This is a genomic window from Bacillus sp. HSf4 (genome assembly GCF_029537375.1).
Lineage (GTDB): Bacteria > Bacillota > Bacilli > Bacillales > Bacillaceae > Bacillus > Bacillus sonorensis_A.
The window spans coordinates 1,702,871-1,721,759 of the sequence record NZ_CP120679.1 but is presented as its reverse complement, the minus strand read 5'-3'; the positions used below and the strand labels follow the sequence as shown (position 1 = coordinate 1,721,759).

Here is an 18,889-nt window from a genome sequence, read left to right as displayed (position 1 = left end):
ATCAATGACATCTTAACATTGAAATGACGTCTTTGGAAGAGAAGTGCGGCGAATGGTCAAGCCGGCCAGACTGTTTTTACACAGCAAAACAGCCGGGCCAAAAATGGGCTAGCCGTTTACACAAACGGGCTTTTTCTTGGACAAGTACGGCCTTCCATCCGTCCAAACGGCTTTGACCGGCATGCCGAAAAAAGCGGAGAGCGTGTCATCTGCCATCATATCCTTCGTTTCCCCCTTGGCAAATACTTCACCCTTCCTTAAGAGAAGCGTTTTTTTAAAGGCCGGGAGAATTTCTTCGGCATGGTGTGTGACATACAGCATGGATGGCGCTTCCTCTTTCTGGGCGATGTGCTCAATTGTTTCAAGCACCTGTTCCCTGGCGATGAAATCGAGGCCTGTGACAGGCTCGTCAAGGATCAACAGTTCCGGATCGGCCATTAAGGCCCTGGAAATCAGGACTTTTTGCTTTTCTCCTTGTGAAAGTGTTTCATATCTTCTGTCGGCATAGCTGATTGATCCGAACTCTTCCAGGAAGGCGATCGCTTTTTCCCTCATATGCTGTGACGGCGTCTCATAAAGGCCGATTGAAGCGAATGCGCCGCTCAGCACAATTTCAAAAGCGCTGTCTTCCGGATAAAATTTTTGCTGCAATGCTGCGGAGACGAGACCGATTTTACGGCGGAGCTTTTCGCCCAGCTCTGTTTTTCCAAACTCATGACCCAGCACATTCACTCTCCCGGTTGTCGGAAAATAGTAAGCGCACAGCATGTTGAGCAACGCTGTTTTTCCGGCGCCATTTAAGCCGTACAAAGCCCAATGCTCCCCTTTTTTCACCTCCCAGTCAATACATTTAAGTATCTGCTGTCCATTTCGTTTTAGTGTCGCTTGTTCAAGCTTCAATGCCATGATCAGAACTCCTTTCACTTATGTAAATATTCAGAAAATATAATTCTTTTATTATAGCTTATTTGAATGGTAAAGTGAATGAGAGATTTTCCATTTTTAACATATAAAAAGCCGCAGACGATTCTGCGGCTTTAATGGATATTCTTATTCATTTGTTTAATTGCGGCTTTTTCCAGCCGTGATACTTGAGCTTGGGAGATCCCGATCTCATCGGCGACTTCCATTTGCGTCTTGCCTTGAAAAAAGCGTTTTCTGAGAATCATTTTTTCCCGTTCATTCAGCCGCCTCATTCCTTCTTTTAAAGCGAGCTCTTCAATCCATTGCGAATCCTTGTTCCGCTCATCGCTGATTTGGTCCATCACATAAATCGGATCTCCTCCGTCATTGTAGATCGGTTCAAACAGTGAGACTGGATCCTGGATGGCGTCAAGTGCAAAAACGATCTCTTCGTGGGACACTTCAAGCTCTTTCGCGATTTCCTCCGCTGTCGGCTCCCTGCTTGTCTCACTCATAAGACGTTCCCTCACTTGCAGCGCCTTGTATGCGATATCCCTGAGTGACCGCGATACGCGGATCGGATTGTTGTCTCGCAAATATCTGCGGATTTCTCCAATAATCATGGGTACAGCATATGTTGAAAACTTAACATTGTGGCTCAGATCAAAATTATCAATTGATTTCATTAGTCCGATGCAGCCGACTTGGAATAAGTCATCAACATATTCTCCTCTGTTGTTAAACCGTTGAATGACGCTTAAGACAAGGCGCAAATTGCCGTTAACAAGCTGTTCTCTTGCTGAGCGGTCTCCTTCTTCCTGCATTTGCTTGAATAACTTTCTCATCTCTTCATTCTTGAGTACGGGCAGTTTTGATGTATCAACCCCGCAGATTTCGACTTTATTTCTTGACACTTTTTTCCCTCCCTACAGGAGCTGCTGTACAAAGTTCAGTATCTCCTTGGGTGGGAAAAATATGCATCGCTAATTTCCAAAAATAAGAAGTTCGAGGCGAAAACCCTTGTCAGTCAACGCTTCAAATTTCATAAAAAAATTAAACCATTTTGTTGAATTCTTTTCTGAGCCTTTTGATGATTCTTTTTTCAAGCCGTGAAATATAGGACTGCGATATTCCGAGCATATCGGCAACATCTTTCTGTGTTTTTTCTTCTCCCCCGACCAGGCCGAAGCGGAGCTCCATGATTTGTTTTTCTCTGTCATTCAGCTGCTCCAGCGCTTTTTTCAGCAATTTCTTATCGACATTTGCTTCAATATCTTTCGTGATGATGTCATTTTCCGTTCCGAGCACATCTGACAAGAGCAGCTCATTCCCATCCCAGTCGATGTTTAAAGGCTCGTCAAACGATACTTCCGAGCGGATTTTATTGTTCCGTCTTAAATACATTAAAATCTCATTTTCAATACATCTGGAAGCGTATGTAGCCAGCTTGATTTTTTTCTCCGGATTAAAGGTGTTCACCGCTTTAATGAGGCCGATCGTCCCGATGCTGATCAAATCCTCGATGTTGATGCCGGTGTTTTCAAATTTTCTGGCGATGTATACAACAAGTCTCAAATTGCGTTCAATCAAGATGGCCCGCGCAGCCTGATCGCCGTCAGGAAGCTTGTGGAGAAGCACCTGTTCTTCATCTTTCGATAATGGCGGCGGCAACGCCTCACTTCCGCCAATATAATAAATTTCATCGCTTTTTAAACCTAATTTCAGCAAAAGTTTGTACCAGAGATAAGTCAGCCTTAATTTTAGTTTTTTCATCTTCCTCCCCCTTCTAAATAAACATTTTCCGGAGTATGATAATGTAACAGCTCACCAAGTTTAAGAAACGTGTTTGATCGGGTTTCCCGACAGCATTTTCGGATGAACGATCGCATCAAATTCGCCGTCCGCTGACAATGGCGATGTGCTGAGGCCAATCAGGCATTTCGGCGCTTCAATTGCCTCATCTTTCGTAAAAATCAGCACATGATCGGGCTTCAGGCACAGCAAAAACTGATGCTGATGGCCGACGCCTCTGTACGGAATCAGACGGATTCGTCCGATATACGGCAGTGCATCATCAAGAAGGCCGACGGCATCAAGAGGGCTTTTTTCCATGATGACCGCGCTCGCTTCTTCACCCAGCACGCTTTTCAGCTTTTCCATATTGACGATCATGACAGGCATTTTTGAAATGGGATCATACAGCTGGTTTCCCGAATCGATCAATCCATTAAACCGGAGCGTCTGATCTTCCACATCCACTTGAAGCTGAACCCGCTCCTCGTATTGAATCTTTTTCGCCTCGACGTCCTCAAAGCGTTTTTTTGAAAACAGCCAGACGGCGGGAAATCCCGCGCCGACAAACAGCCAGCTGACGGGGTCACCGAAGCCCGACCAATTTGTCATAAAGACTCCGTGTTTCATAATCGAATCCGTTTCCAGCAAAGAATGCGCGCCGATAATCCCTCCCCCCATTAAAAAAGTGGCAAAATAAAAAGAAAACAAATTTTGCAAAAAAAATCGAAACCGTTTAAAACCAAAAGTGACAAGAATAATCACAACGGAAAAAGAGAGCTTGCCTGCCGGATGAAGAACATATGGCGATAAAGGGGTAAACATCAGCAGGACGATGCTTGAGGCAACCAATGCGCCCAGGAAAAACCGCCGTTTTTTTACCCTTCGCTTTAAAATGAATGCGGTCATCATTAAAAGCAGCAAATCAAAGCAAAAATTTAAAAGCCAAATCACATCTAAATAGATTTCCACATCCGTCCCCCATTTTTAACGCCCGACTGTTTGTTTCCCTAAGTATAAATCAAGCCCAAAGGTAAAGTCTGTCAATTAATGTTTGTCAAAGGGCACATTTTTTGAGAGATTCATACTGAATTTGTCGATGGTCTGACGAAAAAAACGCTGCCTCTAAGAGACAGCGCTTTGTACCTTTATTTCAATTTTTCATTGATAAACAATTTGCCTTTCGCCGTTTTTCTTGTTTCATTGCCGTAATCATCGCGGACGATCACCTCGATTTCCGCTCCTTTCGCTTTCGCGGTGGAAGTCGCGGTCCAATACCCTTCATATTTACCTTTTGACACTTCTCTGATCGGCAGTTCTGTCACGTTTTGCGAAGCCGTTTTAAAATTGGTCAAAGGCATTCTGATGACAAAGACGGCATCCAAATCAGCGTCGCTTTCAAACTCGATTTTCACGGTTTCCCCTGTTTTGAGCTCCAGATCCTCAGCCGGTTTGAGGCCGGAGATTTGCGGCGCTTCAAAATTGACATCAACCGTGACTTTTTTCGTCCGTTTATTGCCGGCCTCGTCAGCCGCTGTCACTTTGATTTCGTTTTTTCCGTTATCAAGCATAATCCGGGCCGAATATTCACCATTGTCAACGGCTGCTTTTTTTCCGTTCACTTTCACCGATTTCAAGTGGTCGTCTGAGACCGTGCCTTTGACTGTGACAGTCTCTTTATTAAGCTTTGAACCGTCTTCCGGCGTATCAATGGAAAGCTTCGGCTTTTCCTGATCAAGGACAATTCGGACCGGATCAGAAACATCCGTTGTCCCTGAATCTGTGGATGCTTTAGCGGTGATGACATTTTCCCCTTTATTTAATTGAATTTCTTTTGAAAATGTGCCGTCCTTTCCGGTTTTGACGGTGCCGATTTCTTCCCCGCCGTTAAAAAGATGGACGGTTGTTGTCGGAGAAGCCGTCCCTTCGATGACCGTTTTCTCTTGGTTGGTGATGAGTCCGTCTTTTGGCGATGTAATCACAGGTGTTGACACTTCGTAGTCGACCAAGGCGCGGATCATGAAGTTTCCTTGGTCTGAAGGCGTTTTTGACCAGGAGCCGTCCGTATACTGCCAGCTGCGTCCGGCATATTCTCCGTCCTCATCGGCCGCAAGAGCCGGGGAGTGGTCCATATCACTCGTTTGGACGTATACAAGATAAAAATCTTTTCCGACCATGATGCCTTCATCGCCGAGATCAATCTTCGTCCATTCACCGTTGCGGAGGGCTTCCCCTTTGAACGGACCGGCGATTTTTTTGCCTGGAGCCCCTTTGTCTCCCGAGGCGTCATAGACTTCAACTTCAAAATCGGTGCCGCCCGGATCAGGAAAATCCTCATCCCAGAACTTGAATAATCCGCCGTTCAGCATCGCCTTTTCCTGGCCGTTTTCCAGCGACATTTTCACAGCCAGCCCGTTGCCCGCTTCATAAAACGCCCATGCGTTTTCACCGGTTCCGTCATCATAGCCGATTTCACCCGGATAGCCGATGAAAGGTTCAAGTTCAATATCCTTTGAGACATCGCCTTTTAAATCAACCGTAAATTCACTGCTGTAATACCCGCTGGCTGCGACCTTTACGGTGTACGAATTTTCATAGGCTGTAATCGAATAGCGGCCGTTTTCATCTGTTTTGACAGGCTCTACGGCAGCATCTTCAAACAAATAGAGCTTCGCATTCCGTACAGGCTCTCCGGTTTTTTTATTTTTGACGGTTCCCGAAAGCGTGCCTTTTTTCAATTCTTTCAAAACAAAGTCGGCGGACGTTGTTTTGTCTGCTTCGATGGTGACACTTTGCGCGCTTGATTCATAACCGTAGGCTTCGGCTTTCATCGTGTAGGTTCCCGGTAAATGGGACAAGCTGTATGCCCCCGTTGCCGCGCTTGAATAAGTCGATTTTCCTGTTTCAAGAACGCTCACCTGCGCCCTGAGCGGCAGAACGGCCGGGGATGCCTTGCCGCGCTCTCTGTTTGCTTGTGCAGCATTTGCCGGTTTCGCTTTTTTAGGGTCGATCATTTGTTTTTTTGTATGTTTGGCTTTCATTTTTCCCTTGCGTTTTTCAACACTGAAATGCTTTTTCTTGGCCGCGCTCTCGGACTGCTTCACAAGCTCCACATCGTCGATATAAAGCCCGTCTCCTCCTATGCTGTCGTCGGATTGAAGGTTAAACATGATCTTAATCTTTTGTCCTTCATATGCCGATAAATCAATTTCACCATCCATCCACTCTGAAGTCGTGCCGGTGTATTGGGCGGCCTGCACCCAATCGCTTTTCCCTTCAGGCTGGATATAGACAAAACCATAGTCAAAATCTTCCTCAATGTCATGCCAATATTTGAACTTCAAGAAAAGCTTTTCGTCTTTTGGAACCTGTACTGTCGGCATCAGAAGATTCATGTTGGCCGACTCCTCGTATGGCCCTGTCAAATTCGTGCCGTAAACCTGTTTACCTGATGCGGCAGATTGCGGCCCTGACTGTGGTGTTCCCTGCTGCCATGAATTTTTTGTACCAGAGCTTGTCCAGCCGCTGGCATGAGTTTCGAAATCTTGCTTGTAGCCTGTGGTGACGGCAGGGGAAATCGGCACTTCATACACTTTGGATTCCGTGGTGTTGCCGCCGTAGTCTGTCACAATCCACTGATAAAAAAGGACTTTGCCGTCTAAAGTCGGAATGACCGCTTCATATGTTCCTTTTTTGTAGTCGCCCCCGGTCAGCTTGGCCGTGATCGTCTGCCAATCGCCATCATCCGTTTTATACTTCAGCTTGACGGATACAACGCTGATGTCGTCTTCTGCTTCAGCTGTGAACGGAATGTTAGTGCCTGCAAACACATCTGTTTTTTCTTCATCTTTTAAAACCGGCGGTGTTTGATCTTCTCCTTCTTTGCCGACCCGTCCTTCTGCTTTGCCCAATCCGCCGCTGACGGCTGCAACAGCATCAAACGCATTGACGAGCCCGTGGCCGTAACCGTTATTTGGTGATTCGGAAAAGGTGCTGTCTGTAAGCGGTATGGCCGTATCGGTTAAAATCTTTTCGATCTCGTCGACAGAAAGCGAGGCATCCGCTTGCTTGATCAGAGCCGCAACCGCTGAGACATGCGGTCCCGCCATGGAAGTGCCGTCCCAGCCGTCCTGATACCCGCTTCCCGGCACAGACGAGCGAATGTTGACACCGGGCGCAGAGATTTCAGGCTTTGTCTCATCATAAGGAGACGGGCCTTGAAGCGAAAAATCTGCCAATTGTTGATTGATATCGGTCGCACCGGTTGCAAATGCTTCCGGGTAATTTGCCGGATTGGCGATTGAACCTGGTCCCCCCGGGTTAGTGAAATCAACATTGCCCGCCGAAAATTCCGGAAAGATATCGGCAGCGCGCCAGGCCTTCACCATGTCCCTGTACCACTCATCAAGACCCGCACCACCTGACCAGGAATTGTTGACAACATCTGGTGCCATTTCAGGGTGAGGATTTCCGTCCTTATCTTTCGGTGCCAATATCCATTCTCCCGCAGCGAGAAGATCTTGATCTGTTCCGCCGTCTTCAGAAAACGCTTTAACTGCGATCCACTTCGCACCCGGGGCCACACCGATTTGGTTTTGACCGTCAGGCTCCGAGCCGACCATCGTGCCTGTCACATGTGTCCCATGCTCTAAGTCATCATATGGCGCGGATTCGCCGGATACAGCGTCAAACCAGTTCATTTCATGATCGGGGTTGTCCGGATCTTCAGGATCATATCCGCGGTATTTTTCTTTTAAAGCCGGGTGATCCCACTGTACGCCGGAATCAATCGATGCCACAACGGTCCCGGTTCCGTCGTATCCCAGATCCCACGCTTTCGGGGCCTCGATCTGGTCAATGTTCCATTCCACACCGTTTTGAGCCTTGAGAGAGGTGTGCTTGCCCGATTGTTTAGCCGGTTTAATCAGCTGCCTTTTTTCATTCGGAAGCACTTTTTCAACCTCCGGAAAAGCCGCAACCTGTTCCATGACATCTTTTGTCGCATGGACGGCCATGCCGTTTACGATGTAAAATGAGCGGATGTCTTCGGCATTTCCCTTCTTCGCTTGCTTTCTCAAATAGGTTTTCAGCTGGCTTTGCGTTTCATCGGCTTTGATTCTTAATGACGATACAACAGCCGAACGCTTTTGATACTCGGTCTTGGCGGAGCTGAGCGATTTCGCTTTCGCCTTTTTTTCCGCTTGTTTTGCTACCTTTTGCGTATCAACCTGATCTTTCAATTTAATCAAAAAGGTGACTTTATCTTCTTTTTTGAAGCGTTTGACAAGCGTTTTCGAGATTTTCCCCTTGGCGGAAACCTGCTGTTTCACTTGTTCTTTCACAGACGTGAGCGCGGGCTTTTGTGCCAGTCCGGAAGAAGCGGGCATGAACATCGAACCGATTAATAGTCCGCTTAAAAGTGTACTGAACGCCTTTCTTTTCAGCTTGCTTTTCAAATCAATTCCCCCTTTTTTCTTGAAATGGCTTCTTTTCATCCGTCCCCCTTTCGTCTCTAAATCTTGTCTGACTCTAGTTGTCTTTTAAATATAGTAAAAATTGGTTGAGATTTTTGTCGTTATTTGTCAAGAAAATGTTTAAAATCAGTTAAAAAAAGGCAAAACCTTTATCGGTTTTGCCTTTTTTCTTGTTTATTTTGATTTTTTCGCTTCATTGAACGCTTTTAAAGCATTGACAAGGCCGTATCCATAACCGTTGTTCGGCGATTTTGTGAACGTTTTGTCGGACAGAGGGGTCGCCGTCTTCAGCAGAATGCGTTCGATTTCATCGACTGAGATATTTGGATTCACTTCTCTCATCAAAGCAACGATGCCGGAAATATGCGGGGTCGCCATTGATGTGCCGTCCATTATTGCATATCTGTGTCCCGGATAAGCGGAGCGGATGCTGACACCTGGAGCCGAAAGATCAGGCTTGATTTCATCATATGGTGAAGGACCTTGCAGTGAAAAGTCAGCCAGTGAATTCTCGCTGTCAACCGCACCGATCGCGAATGACTCCGGATAATTGGAAGGATTCTCAACAGAGCCCGGTCCGCCGGGTTCAAATTCACTTACATTTCCCGCCGCAAACGAAGGAAAGATGTCTGCAGCACGCCATGCCTTGACCATATCGCGATACCATTCATTAAGACCTCGTTCACCCGCCCAGGAATTGTTGACGACATCAGGAGCCTTTTCAGGGTGGGCTTTTCCTTTCGCATCTGTCGGCGCCAATATCCATTCCCCCGCGGCCAAAAGGTCCTTTTCACTACCGCCGTCCTCTGAAAAAGCTTTAACGGCGATCCATTTTGCTGTAGGAGCGACACCGATCTCGTTTTTGCCGCCCGCTTCAGAGCCGACCATCGTGCCTGTGACGTGTGTGCCGTGGCCCAGGTCATCGTAAGGCGTTTTCTTGCTCTTGCTTGTGGCATCAAACCAGTTATATTGATTGTTGGGACTGTTTGGCTTGTCAGGGTTATATCCGCGGTACTTCGTTTTCAGCGCCGGGTGATCCCACTCAACACCGGTGTCAATTGATGCCACGACAGCTCCTTTGCCTTTATAATGTTTTTTCCAGACATCCGGCGCATGTACTTGGCGAATGTTGGATGCGGGATGAGCAGCACTTGATTTTGTTGAATCAATTGTCGCTTTTTCCGTTTCACTCAGCTTGATCTTTTCGTTCGGCAGCACTTTTTCCACCTCTGGATAGGACGCTGCTTTTTCCATGACATCTTTAGTGGCCGTTACGGCCATCCCATTGACGATATAAAATGATTCCAATTGTTTCGCATGGCCTTTCTTCTCTTCTTTTTCCAAAAAGGCTTTCAGATTCTTTTGTGTTCGCTCGGCCTTTGTCCGCAATGAGGTCAAAACGGCTGAACGCTTGAGCTCTTTGACCCTTTTGACCGTCATGACGCTCAGCTTTGCCCTTTTCTCAGCGGCTTCCGCTGTTTGCTGAGGATTGGCTTGATCTTTCATTTTAATTAAAAAGGTGACTTTGTCTTCTTTTGCAAAGCTTTTGTAAAGAGCAGCCGCTATTTTGTTTTGCGTGTCAGCCTTTGCTTTTGTTCCGGATTCTGCATGGACAGCCCCCGGAGTGAGCAGCGAGCCGATGAGTGCTGCACATATGACTGTACGGAATAATGGCTTTTTCTTCAAATGACATCCTCCTCACATGAAGCCGTTCTGTGACGCTTCTTGCATTTTTTTGTCTGGAAAAAGAAGATATTTATACTGTAAAAGAAAAAACCTATAGATTTTGTCGTTTTTTGTCATTCTTTCTGTATTGTTTTGTAAATTCGTTCTTTTGATGGATCAGCTGTTTTCATGTGTAGTTCGTGCGGATCTCAGACCAAAAAGAAAGCCGGCTCAACCGGGAGGAAAGAGAGAGTTTTTGTGCAAGCCTTTCGGTTCAGATGCCTGAAAGATTTGAGAATTGATTCTTTTGCAGGAGGCAGCGGATTTTTTAGGGCAATGTAAAAAAAGCTGCCGACTTGTTAGTCAGCAGCTTTTCCATTGATAAATTAGCGCTTATTCCGGTTTCTCAAGAACGTCGGGATGTCAAGCGTGTCCTCGGCAGGCTGTGAAGGACTGCGGTGCGGCATGCTTGGCTCCTCACGCTGTTTCATCTCCCGTTTCGGAGCTTGCTGATGATGCTGTTTTAACCCCTGATTCAAAGGTCTTTGCGGTTTTGAAGCATCGTGCTCCTGTTCGATGAAGCCGGTCGCAATCACGGTTACGACGATTTCGTCTTTTAAATTTTCATTGATGACAGATCCGAAAATCATGTTGACGTCTTGGTCAGATGCTGCAGCTACGATGTCCGCGGCTTCCTGGACTTCATACAGGCTCAGGTTCGTGCCGCCTGTAATGTTCATGAGAACGCCTTGTGCACCGTCAATCGCCGTTTCAAGCAGCGGGCTGGAAACAGCTTTTTTCGCGGCTTCGGCAGCGCGGTTTTCACCTGTTGCCACACCGATTCCCATCAATGCTGAGCCTTTATTGGACATGATCGTTTTCACATCGGCGAAGTCAAGGTTGATCAGCCCCGGTGTCGCAATCAGGTCTGAAATCCCCTGAACACCCTGACGGAGAACGTTATCCGCTTCACGGAACGCTTCAAGCATCGGTGTGTTTTTGTCAACAATTTCAAGAAGACGGTCATTCGGAATGACGATCAGGGTGTCGACGGCTTCCTTCATGGCTGAAATGCCGCCGGCTGCCTGAAGCTGTCTTTTTCTTCCCTCAAATGTAAACGGCCTTGTCACAACGCCGACAGTCAATGCGCCCAAATCCTTCGCGACCTGTGCGATGACGGGAGCCGCTCCCGTACCTGTTCCGCCGCCCATTCCAGCGGTAACGAACACCATGTCAGCGCCTTTTAAGGCTTCTTCAATCTGTTCTTTGCTTTCTTCAGCCGCTTTTTTCCCGACTTCCGGATTGGCACCGGCGCCAAGTCCGCGCGTCAGCTTCGCACCGATCTGCATTTTCGTTTCCGCTTTTGATAGATTAAGAGCCTGAGCATCCGTGTTGACTGCGATAAACTCAACTCCCTGAACGTCATTTTCAATCATCCGATTGACAGCGTTGTTGCCGCCGCCACCTACTCCAATTACTTTAATCGATGCTAAGCCGTCTATATTTGTTTCAAACTCTAACATGCTAAATCCTCCTAATCCGTCGAATGACTAATCTCTATTCCCAAAAGAAGTTAAATATTTTCTTCATTTTGCTCGGCTTTTTCTCAGCTTGAGCCTGCTGCTTTGATTTTGGTTTCGGACGCTGCTGCACTTCTTTTTGATGGGAAGCCGCGACTTCCTGAACCGCTTCCGTCGGCATTTTAAACCCTACTTTTCTGCCCTGGATTTTTGCGTTGCGGTAAGCGAATTGGATGAGACCTACGCCTGTCATATATTGAGGTTCTCTCACACCGATGTAATTCGGGCTAGCCACTCTGACGTTATTTTGAAGAACATCTTGTGCAAGGCTGAGGACGCCCGGCATTCCCGCCTGTCCGCCTGTGAGCACAAACCCGCCCGGCAATTCTTTAATACCCATGTTCCGCAGCTCGTCTGCAACGAATAAAAAGATCTCCTCGAGTCTGGCTTCAATAATGTCGGCCACTTCCCGCTGAGTGAAGGTCTGCTTTTGGTCTGTCCCGATGACGGCGACTTCGAATGTTTCCTCTTCTGAAGCTTCCTCATAGAAAGCGTGTCCAAACTGCTTTTTGACCCTCTCAGCTTCATCCGTGGATGTGCGGAGACCGATTGAAATGTCTTTGGTGATGTTTTCGCCGCCCAAAGGTACGACACGGGTTGCTAAAAGCTGGCCGTTTTCAAAGACGGCGACGGTCGTTGAGCCTCCTCCGATGTCGATTAAAGCCACCCCGAGGTTCTTTTCATCTTTTGACAGGGCTACAGATCCGGCTGCCAGCGGCTGCAGGCATATATCCGTAATTTCGATTCCCGCCCGTTCCACGCAGCGGAGGAGGTTATGTAAAATCGTCTTTGAGCCGGTGATGAGCGACCCTTCTACTTCAAGCCGGACACCGAGCATCTTTTTCGGATCTGTTATCTCGCCTCTTCCGTCAACAATAAACTGCCTGGGAATCACATCGACGATCAGCTGTTCAGGCGGAATCGAAACAACTTGAGCCGCTTCCATGACCCTGCGCACATCTTCCACTTGTATTTCTTTATTTTCACTGGAAACCGCCACAACACCGTTCGTTTCCTGAATGTGGATGTAGTTCCCATTTACGCCGACAATCGCATGAGTCAGCGGAAAACCTATCATTCTTTCTGCTTGTTCAAACGCTTTTTTTATAGAATGAACAGTTTCATCTATATCAACGATTGACCCTTTTTTCAGCCCCTCTGAGGGAACATTTCCGACTCCGATAATGTTAAGCGATTCGTCTGACATTTCGCCGACGATCACTTTAATATTGGACGTACCGATGTCTAGACTGACGTAAAGTTCATTGTTGTTCATTCTATGGCACCTCCTCACATTTCAGTCAATTCTATTCTATTATTTGCCGAACAACAATACAATGAATCTGGTTTTACAAGTGTGTAACAATCAATAAAAACCAATACGCTTCTTTTTTAGTTTTAGGATTACTGTGAATATTCGTTATATCCTATGTATATCCTCTTTTAAATCTGATTTTTTTTATTTTTTTCTCCTGGAAGCCGTCCATTTGGCAAGAAGTATTCTTCTGATGACTGCGATGTTTTGAAAAAGTCTCACGCCAAATGCAAACATGCCGACTAAATACAAGTCTACACCAAGATGAACGCCCAGAAAAGCCAAACCTATCGCGAGGATGATATTGAAAAAGAAGCCAGTCACAAAAACTAGTTCATCGTATGCACTTTCCAAATGAGCCCTTATGCCTCCGACCAGTGTATCAAGCGAAGCGAGAATCGCTAAGGACAAGTAATTGGAGTACTCTTCCGGAATTGTAAAGTTCGAGCCGAACCCGATGGCAATTCCGAGCAAAAGGCCTAGAACCGGAAGCCACATTAGGAATTCTCTCCTTTTGATTTATCGATCGGTTTCAATGGCGCGGTTTGCATTGAACCTTCGTATGCTTTGATTTTGATTTGTTTCTCAGGCTTTTCTATTTGTAAATCCAGATTTTCTCCGGCAAACAGATCTTGAAGAGTTGAGGCATTCATTCGGCTATATAGTTTATCGGCGTTTTTGCCAATGACTTTTACTGTTATCGGATAGTTGTCCAAAGGATATCCGTCTATTTTCGTCGTTCCGTTGATATCCCTGATCACCGTCGTATTGATAACCCTTCTGTCATTGATGGAAATGTCCTCTGCTTCATACATATTTAATTCATTGATCAGTTTTTTTAAGAGATCAGGAGGCGGATTTTGCATCGGCTCTCCCGTTAGTTCATCTGAGAAGAGCTGAGAAATGCGGATCGTAATCCCCTTGCCGGTGACGTCTGTGAAGCCGGCCTGTTTTTTGAGGCTTTGCAGCGTATCATTCAGCGCTTTAATCCGCGAGTTTTCTTCCTGCTGCTGATATGTATCCAGCATTTTTTCATATTTATCAATCTCGCTGATCAGATTGAGCTGCTTTTTTTGTTCTGCTTTCAAATCTTCCCTGAGGTCCCAGATATCCCTAGTATCCCGGATTTCGGGCTCCTTCAGGGAATTGAACTGCACGGAAAGCATGATTCCGAATATGAGCATCAGCACGCTTAGACTGATGAAACGATTGCTTTTCTTCAAGATTCGCCCACCAACTTTTCATCATTCATTCCCCTGCTTTAAAAGAGGCTCCATCTTGATGTTATCTTTTTTCTCGATGCCGACTGACACATGATCCTGAGTCAGCTGGTCGACAAGTCCTCCGGCGATATTCAGCGCCGGCATGAGCACATCGGCTTCACCGATGGCCGAAATGACGAAAGGAGCAGGATGCTGGCTTCCGTCAATGGTAATGACGGGACCGTTGCAGGATATGTAGGAATGATGCGTCACCCGTTGTCCGTTGATCGATACGGCCGCCGCGCCTGAGATCCACAGTTCATTCAGCAAACGGAAAATATGGCTTTCATGGACGATGTAGTTATTGACATTCTCCCCTTCCGGTATGTATGAAGCATCCTTCAGTGTGACTTCAATCCCTTCGCCCTGAACACCGATTTCGCCGACAAACATTCTGTATCTTTCAACATCTTCCAGAATGTTGTAGTATTCTTTTTTTTCCTTTTTCAGCGCTGCCTCTGTTTTCTGAACTTCCTGCTGCTTCTGATATAATTCCTGTTCCAGCTTTTTGTTTTGCTTTTCCTGCGAAATGAGCCGGTCGCGCAGCACATATTCCTCTTTCCAGTTTTCGGCGGTTTCCTCATGCTCTCTGTTCTCTTGAGCAAATTGATAGGAAAAAGACAATAGAAAACCGAGGACGAGCATGGCCAATGAGAGATTGACTGTATGTCTTTTCAACGTTCGTCTTCCTTTTTGCCGTCCTCAGCCTTTTTCAGGGGTTCAAAGTAAGTCGCAACTTCCAAATGAATGATTCCTTTTTCTCCTTTTGGCAGCTCCTTTACGATCGCCGGATAGCTTTCCATTTTCTTAGCGAACGATTTGATCGAAGCTGTCACAATATAGCCGTCATTCATATACATCCTGATCAGCCAAGAATTTGATTTTTGAGGTGTGTATTCGATCTCGGAAATCGACTGTTTCACTGAGCCGGAAAGTTTGTTCAGCTGTTTTGCCATTTGAACAAGCTTTTCATCTTCGGTCCAGTTGTTCAAGATCGGGCCGTTTTCATTCGGCGTCACTTCATCCGGGAGAACCGTCCCGTTTTCGAGCACCGAGTAATACACATTGTTCTTTTGCAAAAATGCAATGCTTTTATACTCTTCGATAGAGATTGCGATTTTATTGGGCAGTTTTTTGGAGACTTCGGCTTTTTTTATCAATTTATCCTGCTCAATCTTTTGTTCTGTCTTTCCCTTGTTCAGGCTCCAGAATTCCGTCTGCCCTTTATAAATGGAAGACAGGGAAATGATCGTATCCTTGGAAACGTTTTGATTTCCTTTGATCTCAACCGTCGACACTTTGCTGATCGGCGTCTGGAGGTAAATGATGATCAGCATCATCGTAAAAAAGAGGAGAATAAACGTAATCAGCCGGCGGTTTGCCTTCTGTTTTCTCTGTTCTTTGATTTTGGGAATCCGTTCTTCTATATTCACTACTTTTTCTTTATCAATATCGGGTTTCACTAAAGGCTCACCTCAGATCCAATCAAGCAGACAAAGATTTTTATTTGCTTTTTTTCGAAAAAAGACGCGCTCTTACGGCGTCTTTTGAAAAACCTTCCATCAGCGAAACAAACGACATACAAGGATGCCGTTTGCTTTTGTTCATTATATCATAAGGCGATCTGATTTTAGAGGCTGATTATCGTTTTTCTCCGATGATTTCAACCTCGGTGTGCATGTCGATATCATATTTTTCTTTAACCGTTTTTTGAATAAATGCAATTAAATCGAGAACGTCTTTGGCCGTAGCGCCGCCGGCGTTGACAATGAAATTGCCGTGCATCTCGGAAACCTTTGCCCCGCCGATCTGATGGCCTTTCAATCCGGCCTGTTCAACAAGCCGGCCCGCATGCTCGGGCAGCGGGTTTCTGAAGATGCTGCCTGCGCACGGATTGGATACAGGCTGTGTTTCTTTTCGGTAGTCCTTGTTCTTCTGCATCTGCGCGACGATTGCATCGCGTTCTTTTTGCTCCAGCTGGAGGACGGCTTCAAGACAAATGCCCGGCCGCTCGTTTTGAAGGATCGACGTGCGGTAGCTGAACGCCATCTCTTCATTTGTCAGCCATTCAATCGTTCCGTCTTCAAAAAGGATCAATGCTTTCACCAATATCCTGCTGATATCAGAGCCGTGGGCGCCGGCATTCATGTAAACCGCTCCGCCGACCGAACCCGGAATGCCTGCGGCAAATTCGAGGCCGGAAAGCCCCTTTTTGCTGATGCCTGTCGCAAGCCTTACGACAGAGTAGCCGCCGCCGACCGTCACTTGCTCGCCGTCGATTTCCATATGATCGAGCCCAGCGCCAAGCTTAATAACGACGCCTCTGATGCCTTCATCAAGGACAAGGAGGTTGGAGCCTCTGCCAATCGCCGTCCATTTGACGCCGTGTTTTTTGACCACCTTCATCGTATCCCGAATCGCCTCAATGCTTTTCGGCACAACCAGGACATCTGCAGGTCCGCCGATTTTAATCGTTGTATGGTTGCTGAGCGGTTCGTTTTCCAGCACTTTGCCGACTTCAAGCTCTTTTAATTCTTGTATCACCTTATCCATCGAAAACCTCCAAAATCCTTCTGTCTTATCATTTTTCCTTCTTTTGATTCAATTCTGTCAGCACATTGTATAGTCGCTGCGCCGCATCCGGCACGCCGAGAGATTTAGTGCGCTCACTCATCTCTTTTAACGTCTTTTCGTCTTGTAAAATATGATCGATCGCTTCAATTAAGCGCTCACCATTAAGCTCTGATTCTTTTAAAACGACTGCGGCGTTCCGGTCGCCGAGCGAGCTCGCATTCACTTCCTGATGGTTGGCTGTGACATAAGGGCTCGGGATCAGGACGCTTGGAATGCCGAGCGCGGTTATTTCCGCTATCGTCGTCGCGCCTGCCCGCGCTACCACGACATCAAGTGATTTTAAATACTCGGGCATTTGGTGCAAAAACGGCTGAACGACCATATTTGAAGCAGCTCCTTCTTTTTCAAGTGCTGCTGTTACTTTCTCATAGTGAACTTCCCCTGTGACATAAAGAACCTGGTAATCCCGTTTTTTCAATTCGTTTTGCATCGCAATCACAGCCTCATTGATCGGCGCAGCGCCGCGGCTGCCTCCAAAAATCAAGACCGTTTTTTTATCTTCGGAAAGCCCGAGAGCGCCAAGTGAGCGGCCCTCTTCTATAGAGACGACTTCAGAGGCTCTCGGGTTTCCTGTAAACACAACTTTTTCTTTTGGAAAATGAGCTTTAGCCTCTTCAAAACAAATCGCTACCCTATCAACATATTTGGATAAAAACTTATTGGTGAGTCCCGGGAGGCTGTTTTGTTCGTGGATGATCGTCGGGATCCCCAGTTTTGAGGCCGCATAGACGACCGGGCCGCACACATAGCCGCCGGTGCCGATCACCGCGTCCGGTTTGAACCGCTTTAATTCTTTTTTGCACTCTTTAACACCTTTTAAAAAGCGGATGACGGTTTTCACATTTTCAAATGACAGTTTTCGTTTAAAGCCTGTGATTTCAATCGCTTTGAAGGGAATATTTTCCCGTTCGACGATGTTTTTCTCCAGCCCTTTTTCCGTTCCGATATATAAAAATTCCACATCAGGATGATGCTGTCTGACTTCTTTAATAAACGCAAGCGCGGGGTATATGTGGCCCCCCGTGCCGCCTCCGCTTACAACGATCCGCATCTGTTTTCCCCCTTATTTTCATATGTACATGCCGATAACCCTGCTTTTGGCAACAGGGTTATCGGCAAATGGCTTAATGGGACTAATATCTTGAATATCTGCTGACATTGAGCAGCACGCCGACCGCCATCAGCATCAAGGTCAGCGATGACCCTCCATAGCTTAAAAACGGCAGCGTAATGCCCGTTACAGGAATCAGTCCGGTCACGACGCCAATATTGATCATCACCTGGATCGCAATCATTGAAATGACGCCGACGGCGACAAAGCTGCCGTACAAGTCGGGCGCCCCAAGCGCAATTCTGATCCCTCTCCATAAAAGCACGCTGAAGAGCAATAGAATGAGCGATCCTCCGATGAATCCGAGCTCTTCCGATAATATGGCGAAGATAAAGTCCGTCTGCGGCTCAGGCAAATAAAAGAACTTTTGTCTGCTTTGGCCGAGTCCGAGGCCAAAGAGCCCGCCGGGGCCGACTGCATACAGCGACTGGATGATCTGAAAGCCGCTTCCTAAAGGATCTTCCCAAGGATTTAAATATGATGTAATCCGTTTAATCCTGTACGGCGCCGACAGAACGAGGCCGATAAATCCGCTGAGGCCGATCAGACCGAGAAAAACAAAGTGCGAAATTCTCGCCCCCGCCACAAATATCATGATGATGCACGTTCCCACCATCACCGTGCCAGTCCCGAGGTCAGGCTGCATCATGATGATCAAAAAGGCGGAAAAGACAATGCCGAGCGCCGGCATAAAACCTTTTCTGAACGATGTGATATTCTTTTGCTTCTCAGAAAGAAATTTTGCCAAAAAGGCAATCATCGCGAGCTTCATAAACTCGGACGGCTGTATGCTGAAAGCGCCGACACCGATCCAGCTCCGCGAGCCGTTCCGCTCCATTCCGATTCCCGGAATCAGAACGATCGCCAAAAGAAAGAAGCAGACGATGATCAGAATCTTCGCGTAAGTCCTCCATGTCCAGTAGTCGACGGTCATGATAAAAAACATGGCGATGACCCCGATGCCGGCAAACAAAAGCTGCCGTTTGGCAAAGAAAAAGGAGTCATCGTATTTGTGTGTCGCCCATACCGCACTGGCGCTGTATACCATGATCAGTCCGATCGCTAGCAGTAATAACGTAATGATAACCAATAAAAAATCCGGTGACGTTTTTTTTGTTTGCAAAGCCGAACACCCCAAGCTTTATTTCTTAGGG

Annotated in this window: 15 protein-coding genes; all 15 read right to left on the bottom strand. The window is 46.7% G+C overall.

Annotation, left to right across the window (positions count from 1 at the left end):
* Nucleotides 1-108: 108 nt before the first annotated feature.
* Complete coding sequence (locus P3X63_RS08795; RefSeq protein ID WP_026586882.1) at nucleotides 109-906, bottom strand: ABC transporter ATP-binding protein; 798 nt, start codon at nucleotides 904-906, stop codon at nucleotides 109-111.
* A gap of 131 nt (nucleotides 907-1,037) precedes the next feature.
* The gene (gene sigG / locus P3X63_RS08790) at nucleotides 1,038-1,817 is read right to left on the bottom strand and encodes an RNA polymerase sporulation sigma factor SigG (RefSeq protein ID WP_026586881.1); all 780 of its coding nucleotides are present in this window, start codon (nucleotides 1,815-1,817) and stop codon (nucleotides 1,038-1,040) included.
* A 139-nt stretch (nucleotides 1,818-1,956) separates the two neighbouring features.
* Complete coding sequence (gene sigE, locus P3X63_RS08785; RefSeq protein WP_026586880.1) at nucleotides 1,957-2,676, bottom strand: RNA polymerase sporulation sigma factor SigE; 720 nt, start codon at nucleotides 2,674-2,676, stop codon at nucleotides 1,957-1,959.
* 60 nt (nucleotides 2,677-2,736) lie between these two features.
* The gene (gene spoIIGA, locus P3X63_RS08780; RefSeq protein ID WP_277692745.1) at nucleotides 2,737-3,666 is read right to left on the bottom strand and encodes a sigma-E processing peptidase SpoIIGA; all 930 of its coding nucleotides are present in this window, start codon (nucleotides 3,664-3,666) and stop codon (nucleotides 2,737-2,739) included.
* Nucleotides 3,667-3,842: 176 nt separating this feature from the next.
* Entirely contained in the window at nucleotides 3,843-8,150 is a 4,308-nt protein-coding gene (locus tag P3X63_RS08775; RefSeq protein WP_277692909.1) for a S8 family peptidase, read from the bottom strand.
* Between the two features lie 192 nt (nucleotides 8,151-8,342).
* Entirely contained in the window at nucleotides 8,343-9,854 is a 1,512-nt protein-coding gene (locus P3X63_RS08770) for a S8 family serine peptidase (RefSeq protein WP_026586877.1), read from the bottom strand.
* A gap of 365 nt (nucleotides 9,855-10,219) precedes the next feature.
* Nucleotides 10,220-11,356, bottom strand: a complete 1,137-nt coding sequence (ftsZ, locus tag P3X63_RS08765) for a cell division protein FtsZ (protein WP_026586876.1) — start codon at nucleotides 11,354-11,356, stop codon at nucleotides 10,220-10,222.
* A gap of 34 nt (nucleotides 11,357-11,390) precedes the next feature.
* Nucleotides 11,391-12,689, bottom strand: a complete 1,299-nt coding sequence (gene ftsA, locus P3X63_RS08760; protein WP_277692744.1) for a cell division protein FtsA — start codon at nucleotides 12,687-12,689, stop codon at nucleotides 11,391-11,393.
* A 183-nt stretch (nucleotides 12,690-12,872) separates the two neighbouring features.
* Nucleotides 12,873-13,226, bottom strand: a complete 354-nt coding sequence (locus P3X63_RS08755; RefSeq protein ID WP_026586874.1) for a small basic family protein — start codon at nucleotides 13,224-13,226, stop codon at nucleotides 12,873-12,875.
* Nucleotides 13,226-13,951, bottom strand: a complete 726-nt coding sequence (locus P3X63_RS08750) for a DUF881 domain-containing protein (protein ID WP_026586873.1) — start codon at nucleotides 13,949-13,951, stop codon at nucleotides 13,226-13,228. The genes P3X63_RS08755 and P3X63_RS08750 overlap by 1 nt, the downstream gene beginning before the upstream one ends.
* 21 nt (nucleotides 13,952-13,972) lie before the next feature.
* Nucleotides 13,973-14,668: a DUF881 domain-containing protein gene (locus tag P3X63_RS08745; RefSeq protein ID WP_026586872.1), complete on the bottom strand. Its 696-nt coding sequence runs from the start codon at nucleotides 14,666-14,668 to the stop codon at nucleotides 13,973-13,975.
* On the bottom strand, nucleotides 14,665-15,453 hold the full coding sequence (locus tag P3X63_RS08740; RefSeq protein WP_277692743.1) for a cell division protein FtsQ/DivIB: 789 nt from the start codon (nucleotides 15,451-15,453) through the stop codon (nucleotides 14,665-14,667). Before P3X63_RS08740 ends, P3X63_RS08745 begins: the two co-directional genes overlap by 4 nt.
* Before the next feature lie 178 nt (nucleotides 15,454-15,631).
* A complete protein-coding gene (gene murB, locus P3X63_RS08735) occupies nucleotides 15,632-16,543 on the bottom strand; it encodes a UDP-N-acetylmuramate dehydrogenase (RefSeq protein ID WP_026586870.1) in 912 nt (303 codons plus the stop codon).
* 28 nt (nucleotides 16,544-16,571) lie between these two features.
* Entirely contained in the window at nucleotides 16,572-17,675 is a 1,104-nt protein-coding gene (gene murG / locus P3X63_RS08730) for an undecaprenyldiphospho-muramoylpentapeptide beta-N-acetylglucosaminyltransferase (RefSeq protein WP_026586869.1), read from the bottom strand.
* Nucleotides 17,676-17,757: 82 nt separating this feature from the next.
* Nucleotides 17,758-18,858: a stage V sporulation protein E gene (spoVE, locus tag P3X63_RS08725; RefSeq protein ID WP_026586868.1), complete on the bottom strand. Its 1,101-nt coding sequence runs from the start codon at nucleotides 18,856-18,858 to the stop codon at nucleotides 17,758-17,760.
* Nucleotides 18,859-18,889 lie beyond the last annotated feature (31 nt).